17 protein-coding genes are annotated in these 20,060 nt (G+C 65.0%); 11 read left to right on the top strand and 6 right to left on the bottom strand.

Annotated elements, in window-relative coordinates; genetic code table 11:
- Positions 1-31 precede the first annotated feature (31 nt).
- Complete coding sequence (locus OPIT5_12830; GenBank protein AHF90962.1) at positions 32-856, bottom strand: xylose isomerase; 825 nt, start codon at positions 854-856, stop codon at positions 32-34.
- A gap of 158 nt (positions 857-1,014) precedes the next feature.
- Entirely contained in the window at positions 1,015-2,028 is a 1,014-nt protein-coding gene (locus tag OPIT5_12825; protein ID AHF90961.1) for a threonine dehydrogenase, read from the bottom strand.
- A gap of 95 nt (positions 2,029-2,123) precedes the next feature.
- Between OPIT5_12825 and OPIT5_12820 the strand changes: the two genes are divergently transcribed.
- Positions 2,124-3,011: an AraC family transcriptional regulator gene (locus OPIT5_12820; protein AHF90960.1), complete on the top strand. Its 888-nt coding sequence runs from the start codon at positions 2,124-2,126 to the stop codon at positions 3,009-3,011.
- Positions 3,012-3,033: 22 nt separating this feature from the next.
- Here OPIT5_12820 and OPIT5_12815 read toward each other — a convergent pair whose 3' ends face one another.
- Complete coding sequence (locus tag OPIT5_12815) at positions 3,034-3,552, bottom strand: hypothetical protein (GenBank protein ID AHF90959.1); 519 nt, start codon at positions 3,550-3,552, stop codon at positions 3,034-3,036.
- A 188-nt stretch (positions 3,553-3,740) separates the two neighbouring features.
- Positions 3,741-4,157, bottom strand: coding sequence for a hypothetical protein (locus OPIT5_12810; GenBank protein AHF90958.1), 417 nt, complete (start codon positions 4,155-4,157; stop codon positions 3,741-3,743).
- Positions 4,158-4,416: 259 nt separating this feature from the next.
- On the opposite strand from OPIT5_12810, the gene OPIT5_12805 reads away from it, so the two are divergent.
- The 4 genes from OPIT5_12805 to OPIT5_12790 are packed head-to-tail and all read left to right on the top strand — an operon-like array spanning position 4,417 to position 10,143.
- Positions 4,417-5,574, top strand: coding sequence for an ABC transporter (locus tag OPIT5_12805; protein ID AHF90957.1), 1,158 nt, complete (start codon positions 4,417-4,419; stop codon positions 5,572-5,574).
- 60 nt (positions 5,575-5,634) lie between these two features.
- Entirely contained in the window at positions 5,635-6,396 is a 762-nt protein-coding gene (locus OPIT5_12800; protein AHF90956.1) for a hypothetical protein, read from the top strand.
- A 39-nt stretch (positions 6,397-6,435) separates the two neighbouring features.
- Positions 6,436-7,899: an ABC transporter gene (locus OPIT5_12795; GenBank protein ID AHF90955.1), complete on the top strand. Its 1,464-nt coding sequence runs from the start codon at positions 6,436-6,438 to the stop codon at positions 7,897-7,899.
- Positions 7,900-7,956: 57 nt separating this feature from the next.
- Complete coding sequence (locus OPIT5_12790; GenBank protein AHF90954.1) at positions 7,957-10,143, top strand: hypothetical protein; 2,187 nt, start codon at positions 7,957-7,959, stop codon at positions 10,141-10,143.
- Between the two features lie 53 nt (positions 10,144-10,196).
- Here OPIT5_12790 and OPIT5_12785 read toward each other — a convergent pair whose 3' ends face one another.
- A complete protein-coding gene (locus tag OPIT5_12785; GenBank protein ID AHF90953.1) occupies positions 10,197-10,988 on the bottom strand; it encodes an AraC family transcriptional regulator in 792 nt (263 codons plus the stop codon).
- A 408-nt stretch (positions 10,989-11,396) separates the two neighbouring features.
- On the opposite strand from OPIT5_12785, the gene OPIT5_12780 reads away from it, so the two are divergent.
- Positions 11,397-12,869 (top strand): alpha-galactosidase, encoded by a 1,473-nt coding sequence (locus OPIT5_12780; GenBank protein AHF90952.1) that lies wholly within the window; start codon positions 11,397-11,399, stop codon positions 12,867-12,869.
- A gap of 73 nt (positions 12,870-12,942) precedes the next feature.
- Here OPIT5_12780 and OPIT5_12775 read toward each other — a convergent pair whose 3' ends face one another.
- Positions 12,943-13,968: a LacI family transcriptional regulator gene (locus OPIT5_12775; GenBank protein AHF90951.1), complete on the bottom strand. Its 1,026-nt coding sequence runs from the start codon at positions 13,966-13,968 to the stop codon at positions 12,943-12,945.
- Between the two features lie 14 nt (positions 13,969-13,982).
- On the opposite strand from OPIT5_12775, the gene OPIT5_12770 reads away from it, so the two are divergent.
- The 5 genes from OPIT5_12770 to OPIT5_12750 all read left to right on the top strand — a co-directional run bounded on the left by OPIT5_12770 (position 13,983) and on the right by OPIT5_12750 (position 20,052).
- Complete coding sequence (locus OPIT5_12770; protein AHF94344.1) at positions 13,983-14,777, top strand: hypothetical protein; 795 nt, start codon at positions 13,983-13,985, stop codon at positions 14,775-14,777.
- A gap of 97 nt (positions 14,778-14,874) precedes the next feature.
- Positions 14,875-15,585, top strand: a complete 711-nt coding sequence (locus OPIT5_12765) for an N-terminal cleavage protein (GenBank protein ID AHF90950.1) — start codon at positions 14,875-14,877, stop codon at positions 15,583-15,585.
- A 164-nt stretch (positions 15,586-15,749) separates the two neighbouring features.
- Positions 15,750-18,482 carry a hypothetical protein gene (locus tag OPIT5_12760; protein AHF90949.1) on the top strand — a complete coding sequence of 911 codons (2,733 nt, stop codon included), beginning with the start codon at positions 15,750-15,752 and terminating at the stop codon, positions 18,480-18,482.
- The gene (locus tag OPIT5_12755) at positions 18,479-19,432 is read left to right on the top strand and encodes a hypothetical protein (protein AHF94343.1); all 954 of its coding nucleotides are present in this window, start codon (positions 18,479-18,481) and stop codon (positions 19,430-19,432) included. Before OPIT5_12760 ends, OPIT5_12755 begins: the two co-directional genes overlap by 4 nt.
- A 47-nt stretch (positions 19,433-19,479) precedes the next feature.
- Positions 19,480-20,052, top strand: coding sequence for a sugar-binding protein (locus tag OPIT5_12750; GenBank protein AHF90948.1), 573 nt, complete (start codon positions 19,480-19,482; stop codon positions 20,050-20,052).
- The last annotated feature ends 8 nt before the right edge of the window (positions 20,053-20,060 follow it).

Genomic DNA, 20,060 nt, shown 5'->3' with positions numbered 1-20,060 from the left:
GTGACTCGGGAACAGGAGTAACCCCTGTGCGTCAATCCGTCGCAAACGCAGCGGTTGTCGTCATATACGCCCGGGCCAGGTCGTCGATCGGGTTGTCGCCCGGGATAAACTCGTGGCCGACGAATCCCGCGTATCCCGTTTCCCGGATGGCCTGGAAAATGGCAGGATAGTTGAGCTCTTGCGGGGAGCCCGGGCCGCCGTCGATCGGACCGCGGCCCGGGTTGCCGGCGGTGTGGTAGTGGGCGAACCAGCGATGGTCGCGACGGATCGTGCGGATAATGTCTCCCTCCATGATCTGCATGTGGTAGATGTCGTAGAGCAGTTTCACCGCCGGCGAATCCACGCGTTCGCAGAGCGACACGCCCCAGGCGGTGCGGTCGCACTGGTAGCCAGCGTGATCGACGCGGCTGTTGAGCAACTCGACGGCGAGCGTCACACCGGCCTGCTCCGCTTCGGGCGCGATGCGGGCGAGGGTTTCGGCGGCAATGGCGAGGCCGTCGGCATCTCCAGGGTGATTCGTATCGAGATTTTCGTTACCGGCTCCGGCCCGGTTGCCGCTGAAACAGATCAGGACCGGAATGCGCCACTCGACCGCTTTCGCGATGCTGGCGCGGAGTTCATCGAGAATGCGCGGCGCGTTCTCGCAGCGGTTGAGGCCGTTCCCGATTGTGCCGTGTCCGCCGGCGGTGGCGATCACCAGGCCGTGGTCGCGGGCGCGCGGCCAGAGGGATTCGTCGATGAGTTCCACACCCGCGTAGCCGATCCGGGCCGCGCCTGCGAGCAGGGTCTCCGGTTCGACTCCACGGTTGGCGAACGACCACCAGGTGAAGGATTGTTTCAGGGGAGAGGTGTTCATGGAGAATCAGCAGGAGCGGCGGCATTTTCTGCCGCTGCGACGACGCGAAGCGTCGCCGGTCTGGATGGAGGATGGAGGTCGGTCGGATGGTCGGTCGGCGAGGCAACCGGCGAGGCGCTGACGCGCCTCGTCGCAGCGGCAGGAATGCCGCCGCTCCGTCAGGCCGACCAGTCGAAGAGGATGCCCATCGTGCGGGTCCGGTCGTTGATGGCGAGTTCGTAGGCGTCCTTGCATTGCGCCGGAGCGAAGTGATGCGTGTTGAGGCCGGCGAGCAGGAAACGGCCGCCGCGCACGAACTCGAAAAAGCAGGCCGCTGCCAGGGGGTTGTTCCAGGCGGGAGAATTGCGCGCGTCGTGCGCGCCGACGAGCGTGAGGCCGCGCGTGATGACGTCGCCGGTGAGCGTCTGGCTGCCAGGGCTGCCCGTGTCGCCGAGAAGGACAACCGTGCCTTCGGTTGCGACGAGTTCGAAGGCGGATTTGAGGACGGCGGCGTTGCCCGTCGATTCGATCACAATGCGCGGACGGACACCGCCGGTGATTTTTTCGATGGCGGCGAGCGCTTCGCTGGCAGGGGCGTGCACCAGGATGGCTCCGGCTGCCGCCGCCATCTGCAAACGGGTTTCGGCCATGTCCACGCAGATCACGCGGTCCGCGCCGCTGGCCAGCGCCCAGCGGCAAGTCATCTGGCCGATGGGGCCGGCGCCAATGACCGCCACCGTATCGCCGAGCGTGATGCGGGCGGCGCGCACACCGTGGCCGGTGATCTTGGCGAGAGCGAACCACACGGCTTCGTCGGGCGCCACGCCGTCGGGCACACGGAAACAGTCGTCGGCCTTGCGCACGCTATGGGACGCATGGCCGGTGCGCGAGGCGACGCGATCGCCGGGCTTCAGCGCGCTGACTCCGCTTCCTGCCCGGAGCACCGTTCCGACAGAAGCGTAGCCGGGATAGAACGGATAGCGCACCCAGTTATCCCAGTGAGTGCCGGGATCGAATTTTCGGGCATAGACGATGGTCTCGGTGCCGGTGCTGAGAAGCGAGCACGTGGTCCGGACGAGGACTTCATCCGCTGCGGGTTCGGCAGGAGAAAAGGGCTCGGCGATGACTTCCGATCCGCGAGGAAACACCAGCCTGAGGCCGGCTGGCGAGGTTGTTGGCGAGGTAGCTTTCATGCCGGGACAATGTGCCGCCGATGTCGAGCGGGGGCGAGTGGAGGTATCGGTGTTTGTTTGTGAATTTCGGCTTTTCAGGCTCAGCGTGGCCGGGCATGACAACGCGCATGAAAGGCAACATGCAGCCGGCCTCCGCATGGAAGGCGTTGCAGGAAAAGCTCGTGGCGGGCGCCGTGCTCCGGCACACGGCGGGGCTCCGCCATCCGGTGGCAGCCGGCTACTATTGCCCGCTGCATGAGCACGAGAGCATCGAGATCGTCTTTCACCCGACAGGGCGGGGCGTCACCCGGACCGGCAACGCGGCTGCCGGGAAAACCGGAGGCGATGATCTGCGCGCACTGGCATTCGACGCGGGCGACGTGATCGTGTACGCGCCCCGCACGCTCCACGACCAGCGGATGGAAGCCGGCGGCGAGGATCACTGCGTGCAACTCCGGGCGCCGGCCGGCCACCGCCTGACCGGCGCGCTGCACATCGGGCGCGTGGAGGATGCGGTATTGCGCAGCGAGATGGAGTTGCTCGCGCACGGGATGCATGCGCCGACACCGGGCCGCGCGGCGCTTCTCAACCTGCGGGCGACGGCGGTGCTGTTGCAGTTGCTCGAACTGGCGCACGGGCGCCACGCGCGGGAGGCGGCCGGAACGCGGCAGGGCGAGCGCCACGTGCGGGCCGCCGAGCGGTATGTGCAGGAACACTACGCGAGGATCGGCTCGGTCCTCGAAATCGCGGCGGGCGCGGGCCTCGGCGGCGATCATCTGCGGCACCTTTTCCGGCGGCTGCGCGGACGCACGCTGGTCAGCTACCTGAACGAGGTCCGCGTGGCGCGGGCGCGGACGCTTCTGGCGCATTCGCCGCTGACGTTGAAAGAAATCGCGGCGCTGTGTGGCTGGCGCGACGAGTATTATTTCTCGGCGGTGTTCCGCCGGTCCTGCGGCATGGCTCCCGGCCGTTACCGCGAGGAGCGCCATGCGGCGCGCCGGTAATGCCGGGCCAGCGCCTGGCCGTTCACCCCGCCGCCTGCCATACGCCAAAAAGAAAAGCCGCCACCATGCCCAGTGCGCAGGCGAGACGGACGACCGTCGAGACCAGAAACCCCACGGCCGCACCCGCTCCGGAAAGCATTGTGGTGCGCAGGTCTTTTTTCGCGACCAGTTTTTCCGCCACCATCGCGCCGAGCACCGTGCCGAGCAGCAGGACGGGCAGGGAAAAAAACATGCCGACCAGCGCGCCGCCGGTCGCTCCCGCCGCGCCCCACTTCGAGCCGCCAAACCATTTTGTGCCGATGATCACGCTCACAAAATCCCCGATCACCGACACCAGCCAGATCAACGCGATGACACCGATCCACCACCAGCCCGGAGCCGAGGCCGGCAGCAAAATCTGGTGCAGGCCCATCGCGATGAGGATCAGCGTGGTGCCCGGCAGCACCGGGATCACCACGCCCGCCACGCCGACCAGCGTAAGCACGCCCGTCAGCAGCCAGACGAGGACGGGATAAGTCGCGTGCCAGATTTCGGACATGATGAGGGAAACGGAGGGAGAAAAGGTTGACCACCCATGCACTCGAACAGGCACGGATGGATGCGGAGAAAGCGGTCAAAAGATCCGGAAACTGCACCCGTGACGGGAAGTCCGGCTTCGAAGCTGGTCCGCCCGGCCTTTTTCACGGGTGTCCATGGGCGTGCATGGGAGACAAAGGCCTTCGGGCCGGTTCAGTGCGCCGGTTTGTCGCCAGCGGCCATGTTGCGTTCGACGGCGTCGTAGATCTGCCGCGACACCGCGAGGTCGCCGGTCGCTCCGACGCGGATCTTGATCATTGTCTGGCGGCTGTTCACCTCGTTGATGGCAATGGTCACCTTCTGGTCCTTGCGCGTGCGGGCGACGAGTTCGGCATCGTAGGTGTTGAGTTTCTTGCTGACCGCGTACAGATCGAGCTCCTTGATGGCGGCCTCGGCGGCGGCGGCGGCGGCGGGCGCGGTGCCGTTGAGCAACATGCTGAATTCGCCGTACTGGTAGACGGCCTGCATGCTGCCGGATTCCCGGCTGCTCACATCGACGGTCTTGCAACCGGTCACGAGAGCGGAGACGGCAAGCGTGGCAGAAAGGACAAGAGGAATTTTCATGGTAATGCGGAAGAAGGGTGAACGTATTGTCAGCCCCGCAGGATGGGGGTTCCTGCCTGCCGATCAAATAAATGTTCCAAATGTTCCAGCCCCCTTCCCCCCTCCCCCCGGAACACGGGCAGGGATGCCCGTGCCACTTTGCCGCGCCTGCGTAACATCGCCGAAGACTTCCCGGAACCTCCCTGCCCTCCCGCTGTCGCGGATCGTCTGCAAAATCTCACCGCAGGCTTCACTTCCGCGGCTGTCCGTGTGAGTTTTCCGGGCCATGTCCGAAACTGCCTCTGCCATTGTTGTTGAAAATCTCGTGAAAACCTATGCCGGCGTCACGGCCGTCAACCGGGTTTCATTCAACGTGGCGCGCGGCGAGATCGTCGGGTTTCTCGGTCCCAACGGCGCGGGCAAGTCCACCACCATGCGCATCCTCACCGGCTACCTGCCGGCCACGGCAGGACGTGTCGAGGTGTGCGGCGTGCCCGTGGCCACCCGCCCCGGAGACGTGAAACGCCTCATCGGCTACATGCCGGAAAATAATCCGCTGCCCGAGGACATGCGCGTTTCCGAGTACCTGCACTACCGCGGCCGCCTCAAGGAAGTGTCGCGCCGCAAGCTGGGTCCCCGCATCGACGAGGTGCTCGAGCTGTGCGATCTCAAACGCGTGCGGCACCGCATCCTGGGAAAACTCTCGAAAGGTTTCCGCCAGCGCGTGGGCATCGCCGAAGCCGTCCTTGCCGAACCGCCCGTCATCATCATGGACGAGCCCACCATCGGTCTCGACCCGCACCAGATTCTCATCGTGCGCGACCTCATCGCCAGCCTCCGCGGACGCATGACGGTGATCATTTCCTCCCACATCCTGCCCGAGATCGAGATGACGTGCGATCGTGTGCTCATCATCAACGGCGGCCGCCTCGTCGCCACCGGCACGCCCGCCGAACTGCGGCGCGATCTGATCGGCGGGGCGCATTACGACGTCGAGTTTGCCGGCGAGCCGGCCGATGTCTCGCGCGTGCTCGCCGGGATCGACTCCGGCCTCGCGCTCGCCCTGCCCAGCGCGGCCGCGCCCGACGGATTTTACCGGGGGCGGATCAGTTTCACGCTACCCGCTGCTGCCACCGCCGCCGCCCCCGAGGCAACCCGCCCGGGCGAGGATGCCACGCCGGCTGCCGCCCCGTCCGGTGACGGAGCCCTCGCCGCGCCACTCTCCCCGCCACCCGCCGGCCCGCCGGCTTCATCAACGCACGCCGGCACCACGCCGCCATTCCCCGACCTCGGCGAGCGCATCCTCGCCGCTCTCGTCCACGAGCCCGCCCTGCGCGTGCGCTTGCTCGCGCCCGGCCGGGCGACACTCGAGGACGTATTCCTCGCCGCCACCCGCCGCACCTGGGAAATCAGCGACGACGCCCAGCAGGTATTGCGCCGCTGACTCGCCCCGTCGCCGGCTTCACACTCCGATCCTTTCACACTCCGCTTTCCGCATTTTCCGATGAAACACTTCTTTACCATTTTCGGCCACGAACTCCGGATGTTGCTTGTCAGCCCCGGCACCTACATCGCCGCCGTGCTGTTTCTCATGCTCATGGGCTTCATCTTCGCCGGCATCCTGGAAAACTACAGCGTCACCATGCAGGAGGTCTCGCCCGCCTCGGTGTTTTTCCAGCTTTTCTGGATTCCTGTGCTCTTCATGGTGCCGCTGCTGACCATGAAGTGCCTGGCCGAAGAGCGCCGGCTGGGAACGCTGGAAACCCTGCTCACCACGCCCGTCACCACGGGCGAAGTCGTGTTTGCCAAATATGCGGCGGCCTGGCTGCTCTACACCGGCCTGTGGGTTTCGACCGGAGGGTTTTTCTGGATACTGCACCGCTTCGCCCGCGCGTCGCATTTCATCGACTACGGTTCGCTGGCCGGCGGGTATATCTATGTGGCGATTTCGGGAATGCTGTTTGTGGCAATCGGCGTTCTGGCGAGTTCGCTCTTCCGCAGCCAGGCGGTGGCCGCCATCGTCGCTTTCGCGATCCTGTTCGCGGTCATCGTCGGCCTGCGTTACGCGGCCGGGCTCGAGCTGCTCAAACCCGAAGCGATGGCCCCGGTCCGCCAGATCATCGATTACGCGCAAATCTTCCAGCATCAGGAAGATTTCACCCGCGGCGTCGTCGAGACGCGGCAGATCCTCTTCTATCTCAGCGGCACCGCCCTCGCCCTCATCCTCAGCGTCCTCGGCGTCGAGGCCCGCCAGTTGCACTCATAAAACGCTACCCGGTCTTTCAGCTTTTTCCGCCATTCCGCCATGTCCCTTTCCTTCCGCACCGCCCGCTGGCTCCGCACCATCAACCTCCTGCTCCAGGCGGTTCTCGTGCTCACGCTGGTCGGCGGCCTCAACTACCTCGCGATCAACCACGGCTGGCGCTTCGATCTCACGCAAAACCGCCGCCACTCGCTCTCTCCCGAAACCCTCGCCTACATCCGGACGCTGCCCGCGCCGGTGACGGTCGTCGTCACCCTCGCGCCCGATGCCGACAACGATGAAGTCACCCAGGCTTACCGGGACGTCACCCACCTCCTCCGCGACTACACCGAAGCCACCAAGGCCAGCGAACACCACATCACCGTCGAGTTTCTCGACATCTACAAGCAGCGCCGCGACGCCGAGACCTGGGGGATCGAACAACCCAACATCATCCTGGTTTCCTCGGGCACCAAACGCCACACCATCGTCCTCAACGATCTCTACCGGATCGAAAACAGCGAAAAAAAAGGCTTCCTCGGCGAACAGACCCTCACCTCCGCGATCCTCGATGTCACCAACCCGGAAAAGAAAAAAATCTATTTCCTCGAAGGCCACGGCGAGATGCGGCTCGACGATGTGGATCCGATCCGCGGCATCTCGCTCCTCAAGGACGAACTCGTTGCCCGCAATCTCGTGCTCGAAACGCTCGATCTCAACAACAACCCCCGGATACCGCAGGATGCCGCTCTGGTCGTGATCGCCGCCCCCCAGGGCAGCTACGACAAGAACGAACAGGAAATCCTCCGCCAGTATCTCTCCAACCGCGCCGGCCGCCTCCTCGTCCTGCTCACCCCCGGCTACGCGCACGGGCTGGAAATGCTCTTTTACGACTGGGGCATGTTTGTGGACAACGTCCTCGTCATCGATCCCGCCGGTATCGGCCAGAGCGATACAGGCGATCTCATCCTCAGCCCCGCCAAATCCGAGCATCCGATCACCCGCTTCATTTCCGAGAACCGTATCGCCGTGCGTTTCGGCCCCTCCCGCCAGGTGCGCCCCCTCGGCGGCGACCTCGATCCGGCGCTCAACGTCGTGCCGCTCCTCGCCACCACCAGGCAGGCCTGGGGCGAACGTGACTATCGCAACCTCCAGACGCCGCCGCGTTACGATCCCGAGGCCGATCTCGCCGGCCCCCTCGCCGTCGGCACCGCCTCCGAGCGGACCACCGCCAGGGCCAACCTCGCCCTCAGCATCCGCGGCGGTCGCGTCGTCGCCTACGGCGGCGCCGACTGGGTGGCCAACGGACGCCTTGCCGCCGGCGGCAACCTCTCGCTCATCCTCTCGTCGATCAACTGGCTGATCGACCGCGACGCACAACTCAGCATCCCGGCGCGCCCCATCCAGCGCTACCAGCTCACGCTCAGCAAGGAGCGGATCACGCAGCTCCGCTACGCGCTCGTCTTTGGCCTGCCCGGATTCGCCGCCATCCTCGGTTTCATCGTTTACTGGACCCGCCGACGCTGACGCGCCGCCTTTTCCATTTCAGTTTTCAGCATTTCGGCATTTCAGCCTTTTTCTTCAATGCGCACCAAAGTCACTCTCATCCTCGTCCTCCTCAACGTCGCCCTCTTCGCCTTCATCTTCTTTTTCGAACGCGACTGGCGCGCCGAGCGCGTTGCCCTCCAGGTGCGCAAGCGCGTCCTCGGCCCCGAATCCGCCAGCATCGACAGCCTCACCCTGACCGGCAACAAGGGCTCCATCAAACTCGAGCGCATCGTCGAACGCAGCGGCGACCTCTGGATGCTCACCGAACCCATGCGCTGGCCGGCCAATACCTTCGCCGTCTCCCGCATCATCACCCAGCTGCAACTCCTCGAACACGAAACCAGCTTCTCCGTCTCCGACGCCGAGGAGAATGGCCAGAAGCTCTCCGATTACGGACTCGAAACCCCCGCCCTGACCATCCTCTGGTCCGCCCCCGCCGCCACGCCCGGCGCGCCCGCGCTCGGCGGCACCCTCGAGATCGGCTCCGATACCGCCGTCGGCAACCGCCTCTACATCCGCACCGGCGACCGCATCCACGTCGTCAGCCGCGCCCTTGCCGACAGCCTCGTGCTCACGCTCCAGGAAATCCGCTCCGACGCCGTCTTCAGCATTCCCGTTTTCGAAGTCCGTTCGCTCAATCTCCAGACCAGCGCCTCCGCCCCCCGCCTCCGGCTCCGTCGCGAACAGGCCCGCTGGATGTTCGAGGCCCCCATCGTGGCCCGTGCCTCCAAGCCCGCCACCGAACTCGCCATCAACGACCTCAACGCCCTCCGCGTCCACCGCTTCTTCGACGCCGGCGCTCCCTTGCCTCCCGACCGCACCGGCCTCGGCCCCGGCGCCATCCGCATCACCCTCGAAGGCAACAACCGCCGCGAAACGCTCCTCCTCGGCAACCCGGTCACGCCCCCCTCCTCCGCCGCTGCGGCCGCGCCCGCCGGCGCCGAAAATATCGTCGAACGTTACGCCCGGCTCGAAGACCGCGAAGGCATCCTCTTTTCCACCCTCGTTCCCGGCAAACTCGCCGATACCCTCAGGGAAGCGCAGACCGCGCTCCGCGACAAAAACATCCTCGATCTCGACACCAGCGCGATCGCCTCCGTCACCATTGCCTCTCCCCAGTCCGAGATCACCCTGCAACATCTCGAGGATGCCGCGCCCGATGCCGGCTGGCAGGTGCTCAGCCGCGAAGGCGACATGGCGCCCCGCACCGTGACGGCCGACGGAGCCCGCGTCGCCCGCCTCGTGCAGGAACTCTCGCTGCTCAAGGTCGAGAAACCCGAACAATTCGTGAACGACGCTCCCTCCCGCGCCGACATCGAGACCTACGGCTTCAATCTCCCCGAGCGCACCGTCACCCTCGCCTGCAAACCCTCCTCCGCGCAACCGGCCACCAGCATCAAGCTCGAACTCGGCCATGGAGTCGGGGACAAGCGCGCCCTCTATGCGCGCGTCGCCGGCCAGCCCTTCATCTACGAAATCACGCCCGAAATCCTCAACACCCTCTCCACCAACCCGCTCGATTACCGCGAACGCACCCTGCAAATCCTCCCCCCCGATACCCCCGTCGCCCGCCTCGCCCTCCGCACCGCCGATGGCGCCACCACGCTCTACGAACACACCCTCGCATCCGGCGAGACATGGGAAAAAGCCCTCGCCTCCGAACCCGGCCCCCGCCGCGACGCTCTCGCCGCCCTTCTCGCGCAAATTCCCCGCATCCAGGCCAAAACCATCACCCATGATTCGTTCCCCGATCGCGTCAACGTCAACGGACGCGAACGTCCCTGGGCCTGGAAAATCGAGCTCACGCCCGCCAGCCCTGCCGGCAACGCGCCTGCGCCGGGCATCGTCACGCTCTTCATCGCCGAACGTTCGGGTGGCACCACCTGGCTCCTCGGTTCGCCCAACCAGGATCTCAACCTGGTTTTCGAGGCCCCGCAGCCCCTGATCGACGCCCTCTGGGCGCTCCTCTACGCGGATCGCGATCCCGGTCCGCAAAAACCCGCCGGGCCCGACGCCAAACCCGACGCCAAAAACACCGGAGAACCCGGGCCGTCCCAACCCGCCGCCCCGGCCGATGCCCCCGCGTCGCCAAAACCCGCCGAACCTGCGGCCCCGGCCACCCCGCCGGCCCCGGCGACATCGGCCCAGCCTCCGGAACCGGCTGCCCCGGCCGCACCAGTTGCCCCGGCAAATCCCGCGCCCGCACCGGCTCCCGCATCCTGACCGACAAGGCTGCCTCCCTCGTCCGGCAGCAAGAACCTCGCCGCCTCCCGCGGTCACACCCCGCTCTTCCGGAAACTCCCCGGCGGCTGCCCGGTCTTTTCGTGGAACACGCGCCCGAAATACCCCGGCTCGCGAAACCCGCAGCGCATGGCGATTTCCTTGAGCGGCAATTCCGTCCCCCGCAGCAACCGCGCCGCCTCCCGGATCCGGCGCCCGAGCAGCCACTCGCCCGGCGGGGCGCCAAACTGCGCCGTGAACAACCGCGTGAAGTGAAACCGCGACATCCCCGCGGCCCGCGCCATCTCCTCCACCCCCGGCCCCGGCGCTTCCGCAAGATGCTCCTCCGCATACCGCCGCGCCCGCTCCAGCGCCGCCGCGTGGGGCGCGTGTGATTCCCGCGCCGGCGCCAGCGCCAGCATCGCCATCAGCCACCGGTAACTCCAGGCCGACGCCTCGAACGCCGACGTCACCTGCCCTTCCAGCGCCGCCGTCACAAACTCCGCCCCCAGCCGCACCGGCTCCGCATCCGGGGCGATCTCCGCCAGCGGCCCGTGCGCCTGCTCCACGCGCGGCCACAGCCGCATCACCTCCAGCCCATGCAGGCACAGATAAAAAAACTCCCATGATGCGCCCGCCGCTGCCGGCAGCCAGTAACGGTTGTCCGCCGGAAAATGCAGCAACATGGCCGTGCCCGGCGTCACCTCGCACTCGCGATCTCCCGCCCGCAAACGCCCGCGACCGGCAAGCGTGTACTGGAACAGTACGAACTCCGACCGCCCCCGCTTCAACCCGTGCCAGTCATACGCCGGCGACGTCTCCGTCATGTGACCCAGACCGCTCGCCATCGCATGCAGCGGCGCCGTCCGCGCCGGGAAAAAAAGCGGACAGGCCCCGACCGGAATCTTTCGGGAAAGTCGTCCCGACACGTTTTTCGACAAAAGCACAAAACTGCAAAAAATCGCACATTCATCCCGTAGCAACCGGGAAAAGACTTCGCTACTATCGAGCACGATCCCGCAAATCCTGTGATTCCCTGACAACCGGGGTTTCGGGAGAACCGGTATCCTGCCAACGCTTCAAAACCTTCTGATTTTTACACAAAGATCGCAAAGACCACAAAGAATTGTCTGTCAGGCTCTTCGCGCCCTTCGCGATCTTTGTGTAAAACCCGAAACATCCGGGGAACCGGCATCCTCCGTTCCGCCTGTCACGAACCGCGCTCCACGAACCGCATTCCACATCCCGCATTTCCCATGATCCGCATCGCCTTCATCGGAGCCGGCTCCATCGGCTTCACCCGCAAACTCGTCGCCGACCTGCTCGCCGTGCCGGAGTTTTCCGGCATCGAACTCGCCTTCACCGACATCAACCGGCGCAACCTCGACAGGGTGGCGCGCATCTGCCGCGCCGACATCGCCGCCAACGGTCTCGGCAAGACGGTGAAACTCGTCGCCACCACCGACCGCCGTGCCGCGCTCCGCGGCGCGAAGTACGTTTTCTGCGTCGTGCGCATCGGCGGGCTCGAAGCCTTCGCCACCGACATCGACATCCCGCTCCGCTACGGCATTGACCAGTGCGTGGGCGACACGCTCTGCGCCGGTGGCATCATGTACGGCCAGCGCGGCATCGCCGCCCTGCTCGATTTCTGCAAGGACATCCGCGAAGTCGCCGCGCCCGGCTGCATCCTCTTCAACTACGCCAACCCCATGGCCATGCTCACCTGGGCGGCCAACACGCACGGCGGCGTCCGCTGCATCGGCCTTTGCCACGGCGTGCAGCACGGCCACACGCAGATCGCCGACGTGCTCGGAGCGAAATCGCGCAGCGAGGTGGACATCGTCTGCGCCGGCATCAATCACCAGACCTGGTATGTGAAAATCCGTTACGCCGGACGCGAGATCGGCGGCGGGGAACTGCTCGCCGCCTTCGAGCGGCACCCGCGCTATTCCCGCACGGAAAAAGTACGCATCGACATGCTCCGCCGCTTCGGCGTTTACAGCACCGAATCCAACGGACACCTCAGCGAATACGTGCCGTGGTACCGCAAGCGCCCCGCCGAAATCCGGAAATGGATCGACCTCGGCGAATGGATACACGGCGAGACCGGCGGTTACCTCCGCGTGTGCACCGAGGGCCGTCACTGGTTCGAGGAAGAATTCGGCCGCGGCCGGAAAATCGCGCCGCTCGCCTACGCTCCGGAAAACCGTTCCGACGAACACGGCTCGCGCATCGTGGAGGCGCTCGAAACCGGCCGCATCTATCGCGGGCATTTCAACACGATCAACCGCGGCGTCATCCCAAACCTGCCCGACGACTGTGTGATCGAGGCCCCCGGCTATGTGGATCGCAACGGCATCAGCATGCCTGTCGTCGGCGACCTGCCGCCCGGCTGCGCGGCGGTGTGCCATGTCTCGGTCAACGTGCAGCGCCTCGCGGTCGCGGCGGCGGTTTCCGGCGACGACGCGCTGCTGCGCCAAGCGTTCATGCTCGATCCGCTGACCGGCGCGGTCTGCAATCCGCCGGAGATCTGGCAACTCGTGGATGACATGCTGGTGGCGGGCGAGAAGTGGCTGCCGCAATACGGCCCCACCATTGCCGCCGCGAAACACCGCCTCGCCACCGGACCCCGCCTGCGAGCCCGTCCCGGAAAGCCGGCCGCCGCGAAAAAAACCCGCACCCTCTCCGAACTCCGAAAGGCCCGCGCCAACCCGCGCGCCGGACATTGATGTCCATTTTACCGGATCACCGTTTCCCTCGACCGGATCGAGCCAAACAGGCCGGTCGACGGTTTCGCCAGGCTCAAACGCTCCCCGGCCCTCTCGGCATGAAGCTGTCGCCATCCTGCCAGTCGCCATCGACGACGATCATCTGCGGCCGTCGGGGAACACCAAAATCGGCCCGCTCGACATGGCTCGTCACGAGGTCGACCGCCGCGCGGCCCGCTGCTTCCAGATCCTGCACCACCCCGCTCTGCCGGGAGCCGGGCAGGCTGTCCAGGCAGACCAGCGACAGGTCACGCGGCACCGATACGGACAAGTCGCGCAGCAACGTTCCGAAAAGCCCGTGGTCTCCGGCCAGCGGCACCATGATGGCATCGGGTCTCTTCGCCTGCAGCCATGGTCCGAGACTCTCCCTGTCCCAGTGCGACCGCGTCAACGGCGCGACAAAATGTTTCGGATCGTTGTGCCGCTCGGCCAGAAACGCGGCCAAGGAGAGGTGATTGACGCGATTGTCCACCTGCGATGTCGTGGCCAGGCCGATACGTCGGTGTCCGGTCGCGCGCAACCGCTCCATGGCCAGGCGGATGACTGCGTAGTAGTTGATGGAGACACGGTGCAGGTTGGGCGAACTCACGGTGTGGCCGATCTCGACGGCGGCGAAACCCGAAAAGTCGAAATCCAGTCCACGCGGCGGCCCGAACAACGGACATACGACAATGCCCCGGATGCCCCGGCTGATCAGGATTTGCCGGAGCCGGGCAGGCGACATCCCCGGCTCTTCCAGCCAGAACCGTTCCAGCCTGTAGCCGCGGAGGTCGGCGTGGACCTGCATCGCATCGTGCAGGACCACGTAATTGGGCGACAGTTTCCACTCGTCCGGCGCCCTCCCCGCCGTAAGGAAAGCCAGCGTGGAGCCGTAACCGGAAGGCCGCCTGCGCTTGCGTTCGGCGACGAGTGCGGAAACCAGGGGATTGGGGCGGTAGCCAAGCCTGTCGGCCAGCGCGCGGATACGCTCGCACGTCACGCGCGGGATGCTCGGATGATTGCGTAGCGCCAGCGAAACCGTGGACGGGTGCACACCGGCTTTCTTCGCTACGTCGCTCATGGTGGCGGGTCGGGGTGTCGGCATCACTCAATGATGTGAGCGACGAAGCCGTTTCCAGCCAGAAAAATTCCCGCCAGACGTTTTTCATGCGCCCGAAACTCACCCTCGTCAGCCGGCCCGCTCATCTGTTCGCCGGCCTCTTCACACTCGCTGCAGCCGTCGGCTTCCAGCAGGCTTCCGGAGCTGCGACTCTGGTCAGCTATACGTTCAGCGACGGCACCGGCGCCGCCACCATAGCGCCGGGCGAAGCCGTGCATGCGGAAGCCGCCGTCTGGAGTGCCAGCGGCGGTTTCAGCTCCGGCAGCGGCACCGCGTATGTCACTTCCAACAATACGCCGGATGCGTTTGACGCCGGCTTTTACCTCAGTGTGACCATCAGCGCGGAATCCGGCCACGTGCTGAATCTCGACTCCGTCTCGTTCGATCTCGGCGGGAACGCCACCTCTACCGGAATCAGCAATCTCCTCTCCGCCGAGGTGCGCAGTGATCGGGAAACATCTCCCTTCTCCACCAGCCTCGTTCTGGAAGGCGGCGGCACGGTGGCCTCCCATACCGTTGCCAACACCGACTCGGTATCCAGGTTCACCTCATTTACGGTGGATCTGTCCGGAATAGCCTTCCAGGGGCAATCGGGCGTCACGCTGAATTTCTATCTCTACGACACGGCCAACATCGGTGCGCATTACGTGCGTCTGGATAACATCGTTATCAACGGAAGCTCCGTTGCCGTCCCCGAAGCAGGCGCCACCGCGCTGCTGCTTGCCGGTGCGGCAACGCTTGCGCTGCTCGTGCGTGCAAGCAGAAAGTGAACGTGGTGTTATTGCGCCACTGCCCGTCTCACTTCCGGCTTTCCCTTCCCGCATCGCCCCGGCGTTTCGCCTCCCGCTCAATTTCTTTCCTTCCCCCATGAAAACAGAAGCATCCGCTCCGCCAAGGCGGGCCTTTACCCTGGTAGAGTTGCTGGCGGTCATCGCGATCATCGGCGTACTCGCCGCGATCATTCTTCCTGTTCTCGGATCGGTGCGGAGCAAGGCGACAGCCGTGCGCTGCTCCGGTCAGGTCCGCCAACTCGGTGTCGCCCTCCAGATGTACCTCCAGGAGCACAAGGGCATCATGCCGCCGACCGACAATGCGGCCTGGAAATTTGAAAACCACACGGCGCAGGGCATACGCATGCTGCGTCAATACTACCGCCCGGGCCCTGCTTTCGTCTGGAAGCCGGACGGCACCTTCATCAGGGACGAAACGGACATCTGCCCCTCGGTTGCGCAAAACGGCCTCACCACAAATCCCGTGAACGGCGGACCCGATTACGGCATGGCCAGCCAGGCAACCGGCAAGAACGCCCACACCCACTACGAGCAACCCTCGCGCACACCTGTCATCTGGGATTCCTGGAACGCGGCCTGGACCAATGATTCCGGCGCCAAAAAGACCTTGCCGCTGCGCCATTCCGGGGCGCTGAACTGCGTGTTTCTCGATGGTCACGTGGAACGGATAAAAGGCTCCGACAAGCGTCTCTGGTCGGGCTGGTGGTACTCTGCCGCCGTCAACAGCCGCCCCAACGACGCCTGGCTCGGCTCCGGGTGGGCTCTCGGATCGACGATCATTCCATGACAGCAATCCTCCTCTCTGCGTCCCTGCGGAAAATGCGCCCCGCTTTTTCCGTACTCCTTGGTGGTCTTGCCCTGAAGTTCGCAGCATTCACACCCGCGTTTTCCCAAACCGGTGTCGAGGCTGGCCCCGAAGCCCTCGTCTCCACTCCGGCCGATGACGTTGCACTGATCCCTGCCGACAAGGCCGGCGGGCTCCCGCTTGTCCAGCGCATGCGCATCCAGGTCCTCAGTGGCGGGGTTCGCGGAGTCGGCATGCTGGCCGAGTATGCCAAAGGCGGGCCAGACCGGATCATCGTTGCCCGCAAAACCGTCATCCCGGACGCGCAGCCCTGGGAACCCGCCGCCCACATGCGCATCTTCAATCCCGACGGCAATCTCGTCGCCATCGAAAGTTTCTCCGGCCAGCAAACCGGCGTGGCGATTCATGAAATCCGTCTGCCAACAGACGCACCCGCCAGCGCCGGCATCTGGCGTGTATCCTTCACCGGAGGACGCCAGGGAGACATGGTGGAATTCCGCCTGCCGGCAACCGACACCTGGGGCGTACGCGGCGAGATGGCTCTCGGCGTCACAAAAACCACACCGCGCAGCGCCTTCCTCTGGTTGCCCGACAGCGCTGTCACGCTGCTGGTTGGCATCGAAGCCGGCGATCCCGCAGGGCTCGAACTCCGGGACGGCGCCGGGCGACTCGTCGCCACTCCCGCTCCGGACCCCGTAAAACGCCCCGCCCGCCTTCTTTGGGAAAAACCGTCCCCTGACACGATCTGCCAAGTAAAAATTCCGGAAACCTTTACCGCCGCCGGAGCACTCGTCATCGAAGGCGCCCCCGGCCTCCTCTGTCCGGATCCGGAAGCCGCCCGGCGACTCCGCGGCGGCGCCATCAAAAGCCACGGACTCTGGACCGCCGGCCCCCTGCAAGCCCGCGCCCGCGACTGGATGGTGCGCAACGTCCACAAAATCCATCCCGACATCGTTACTGCCTGGCACATGCCCGACCGCATTCCGGCTACGCTCGCCGCCAGCGACCGTGAACTGGCCCGACAAGCCCTCGCCTTCGGCAAATACTACGCTCCCCTCAACAACCTGGAGCACATGCTCCGCCTGCAAAACGAAAACCTCGATCCTGCCAGCCCTTTCTTCGGGTGGACATGGACCTCTCCGGCCGCCCGCCTCACACCCAACTGGACCCACTTCCTTCCCACCGACAAGGCCTCCGTCCGCATCCCCTCCGCCCTAGCTGCCGCCTGGGCCTTCCGTTCCCCGCTCAATCCCGCGGGTGGCACGGACGAGTTGCTCACCCGAGCCACCTTTTCCGCCCTCTCCAACATCGTCAGCCTGCAAGGCGACGACCTCGTCCGCGAACGCACCCTCATCGAGACCCGCTACCCGATGACGCACGTGTTCTTCGTCTACATGGAGCTCGCCGAAACCCTGCAGCTCCTCAAAACGAATCCCGGATTGCCCTCCGACGCGGAGGCCCTGTGGCGTGAAGCTGTCATGGCCGTGGGCGACAAACTTGCCGACTTCCGCGCCTACATGTCCAACCAGTGGCTTCACATCATTCTTGCCCACCTCCAGGTTTACCACGTTACCCGCGAACCCCGCTTTCTCGGCTACTTCGAGCACCAGATGCGCGCCTTCCTTGCCGCCGGTCGCGATGCGCCGGATTCAAAATTCGGACAACATCCCGCCGGATTTTATCTGGAAAATTACGGGCCGGACGGAAACTACGACGCCGTCAATGCCGCCTACATGGCCGCCTGCTATCATATCTACCGCGAACTCCCCGCGGCCTCGCCCGAGATCGTTTCGACCATGCGGGAGGCGATCGGTAAAAATCTTCGCCTGCGAAGTTTTTTCTGGTTGCCCCAGCCCGGTGGCGGCGTCGTCTCGCCAGGTTCGGTCAACACACGCAAAACCATCCCTTTCGCCCATGCCATCTGGGGCACCGATCACATCACCAGGGCCGAATTCCCTCTCGCCGCCGCCCGCGCCGCTCTCTCGCGCCAGCCCCGGCAGGGTGTCGGCAACGATGCCACCAACGCCAGCTATATCGCCAACAACCCCGACTGGATTCGCAAGGTCGTGGAGCAGGGGCTCGCTCGCGGCTATGGTGCGTGGAAATTCAACTACGGAAATCTCTTTCCCCATCTCTTCAAGGCGTATGACCTTCCGCAAACTGCCGCTCCCGCCCGCCTGCCCTTCGAGGAGAGCGACCGGATCTGGCAATTGCCCGGCTTGCGTGCCTGGAAAGGAAGCGATCTTTATGGCGTCGTCTTTTACGATGTCGAAGGCGCAACCCGTCGCCTCGACAACTTTATGGGCGGCGGCCCCACCGTTCTCTGGACACGGGAACTCGGCTCCTTCATCAATGGCGGCGCTCCCTTCGCTCCCTCGGCCACCGCCCGGATCACTCGCCCCGAGGATCTCCTCTTCAGTTGCATCTACGGCCGCGATGCATCCGGGCGGTTCTTCCACACCGGCAAGGAACGTTCCACCTCCACTGATCCCGGCACCGGCGCGGCAGCAGCCGGCGCCACTGTTACCTTCGCCATCAATGCAAAACTCGACAATCCTTTCGGCAATCTCGTCTGGCAGTATTCGCAAACCGGCGACATCCTGACGATCATCATCCGCCTTCGCGCAGTCGAACCCATCCGCGAAGTATTCCTCAACCTCCCGCTCGTCGCCCGTGACGGAGCCACCCTCGAAACGTCCGCCTCCAACCGCATCCTTTTCCGCCCCAAGGACCCCGCAGGCAAAAGTGTGATCATCGAATGGCCAGCGAACCACTCCGGCCAGCTCGCTTCCTCCAGGCATCAATCAATCCAGCGCCTCGTCATTGCCCTCCCCGGAGACGGCGGCGAACTCCCCGTAAAAATCACCACGGCACGATGAACCCTCGTCTGCCCCTGTTTTTCATCCCGCTTCTCCTCTTCGCTCTCTCCGCCGCCAAGGGCGACGATGCCCACCCGTTCCCGGTCGCCCGGCTCCGTCACGGCGATATCGACCTCACGGTCACGCTTCCCGAAGCCGCTCATGGCTACTACCGCTCCACCCGCTTCGACTGGTCCGGCATGATGCTCTCCGCGAGATGGCGCGGCCTCGAACTCCTCGGCGCCCACCTCGATTCGCACGACCCGCATTCCCCCGACAGCGCTGCCGGCACCGCCGAAGAATTTGTGTCTGACGAAACCGGCGACACCACCTCCCTCAAAATCGGCGTCGGCCTCATCCGCCAGAACGAACACGCCTCCGTTCTCGCCGATGCCGGCCACTGGACCTGGCGACAATTCACCACAGCCCTCACGTTCCATTGGCAAAGCCCGGCCTCATCCGACGGCACATCCTGCACCCTCGAAAAACACATCACCATTCCGGTTACAGGGGATGCTTTCATCATCCGCCGCCATCTCACCAACACCGGCGCCCGCCTGTTGTCCGGCCACCACTACGGCCATAACTTCATCTCCATCGGCCGCGTCCCCGTCGGCACCGACTACCTCCTCCTGCTCCCGCCCCGCCTGCCTCTCACCCGCATCATGGGCGCCGATCCGCTCCTGCTTGCGCGTGGACGCCTCCGCCTGGCCCGGGAACTTGCCGAAGACGACAAGCTCACCTTCAGCGTCGATTGCCTGCAACCCGCCGACGCCTTTGTCCGGGTTATCCACCGACGCTTCGGTACCGGGATAACGATCGCGAACGACACTCCCGCCGTTCGCTTCGCATTCTATGCCACCCGCCGGGTCTTCTGCCCCGAACTCTTCACCCGCTACGACATCGCTCCCGGCGACACTTTTACCTGGACCACGACATGGACTCTCCATCCCGAACCCGATCTCCCATGAAAACAAACACAGCTCGCCTGCCGCTCCTGTCTCCCGTCCGTTATGGCATTGCCGTCTGCGCCTTCCTCGCTTCCGCGATCCTCGCAATCGCCGTCACCGCCGCCGATACTGCCCCTCAGGAACTCCTCCTCAGTGACTTCGAAATCCCTCACGCACAACGCCAGTGGTTGCGTCCCTCCAATCCCCGAAAGAGCCCTCTCGAATACGTTTCCATTCCCGAACGGGTGAAACAGGGGAAAACCTCCGGAAGATGGAGCGACCTGCCCGTGAACAAACACCTGCAACTGGCCGATGTCCCCGTCGACTGGTCCGCTTACGAGGCGCTTGTTTTCTGGCTGTATTCGGAGACGAACAACGGACAACAGCTCAGCATCGTACTCACCTCCCCCCGGAGCACCGACATCCCGGACGACCGGAGCAGTTACTACCGCCATACGTTCACGGTTGACTGGACCGGCTGGCGGCAGGTTGTCGTCCCCTTCACCCGGTTCGCCCCGAACAAATCCCCCGGAGGCTGGAGCCGCATCACGCGTTTCGTAATCTACGCCGATGGCTGGAAAGGCTCCGCCTTGCCGGACACGGTTCTGTACTTCGACGACATGAAACTCGTCGCGCGCTGAGCGTAGGA

The sequence above is a fragment of the Opitutaceae bacterium TAV5 genome (genome assembly GCA_000242935.3).
Lineage (GTDB): Bacteria > Verrucomicrobiota > Verrucomicrobiia > Opitutales > Opitutaceae > Geminisphaera.
Note: the sequence above shows the minus strand (reverse complement) of the source record. Positions and strands in the feature narration are given on the sequence as shown.

What these genes read in the sequence shown, in the direction of transcription:
- OPIT5_12830 (AHF90962.1), bottom strand. Translation starts at nt 856, where the DNA reads ATGAACACCTCTCCCCTGAAACAATCCTTCACCTGGTGGTCGTTCGCC.
- OPIT5_12825 (AHF90961.1), bottom strand. Translation starts at nt 2,028, where the DNA reads ATGAAAGCTACCTCGCCAACAACCTCGCCAGCCGGCCTCAGGCTGGTG.
- OPIT5_12820 (AHF90960.1), top strand. Translation starts at nt 2,124, where the DNA reads ATGACAACGCGCATGAAAGGCAACATGCAGCCGGCCTCCGCATGGAAG.
- OPIT5_12805 (AHF90957.1), top strand. Translation starts at nt 4,417, where the DNA reads ATGTCCGAAACTGCCTCTGCCATTGTTGTTGAAAATCTCGTGAAAACC.
- OPIT5_12800 (AHF90956.1), top strand. Translation starts at nt 5,635, where the DNA reads ATGAAACACTTCTTTACCATTTTCGGCCACGAACTCCGGATGTTGCTT.
- OPIT5_12795 (AHF90955.1), top strand. Translation starts at nt 6,436, where the DNA reads ATGTCCCTTTCCTTCCGCACCGCCCGCTGGCTCCGCACCATCAACCTC.
- OPIT5_12790 (AHF90954.1), top strand. Translation starts at nt 7,957, where the DNA reads ATGCGCACCAAAGTCACTCTCATCCTCGTCCTCCTCAACGTCGCCCTC.
- OPIT5_12785 (AHF90953.1), bottom strand. Translation starts at nt 10,988, where the DNA reads ATGGCGAGCGGTCTGGGTCACATGACGGAGACGTCGCCGGCGTATGAC.
- OPIT5_12780 (AHF90952.1), top strand. Translation starts at nt 11,397, where the DNA reads ATGATCCGCATCGCCTTCATCGGAGCCGGCTCCATCGGCTTCACCCGC.
- OPIT5_12775 (AHF90951.1), bottom strand. Translation starts at nt 13,968, where the DNA reads ATGAGCGACGTAGCGAAGAAAGCCGGTGTGCACCCGTCCACGGTTTCG.
- OPIT5_12765 (AHF90950.1), top strand. Translation starts at nt 14,875, where the DNA reads ATGAAAACAGAAGCATCCGCTCCGCCAAGGCGGGCCTTTACCCTGGTA.
- OPIT5_12755 (AHF94343.1), top strand. Translation starts at nt 18,479, where the DNA reads ATGAACCCTCGTCTGCCCCTGTTTTTCATCCCGCTTCTCCTCTTCGCT.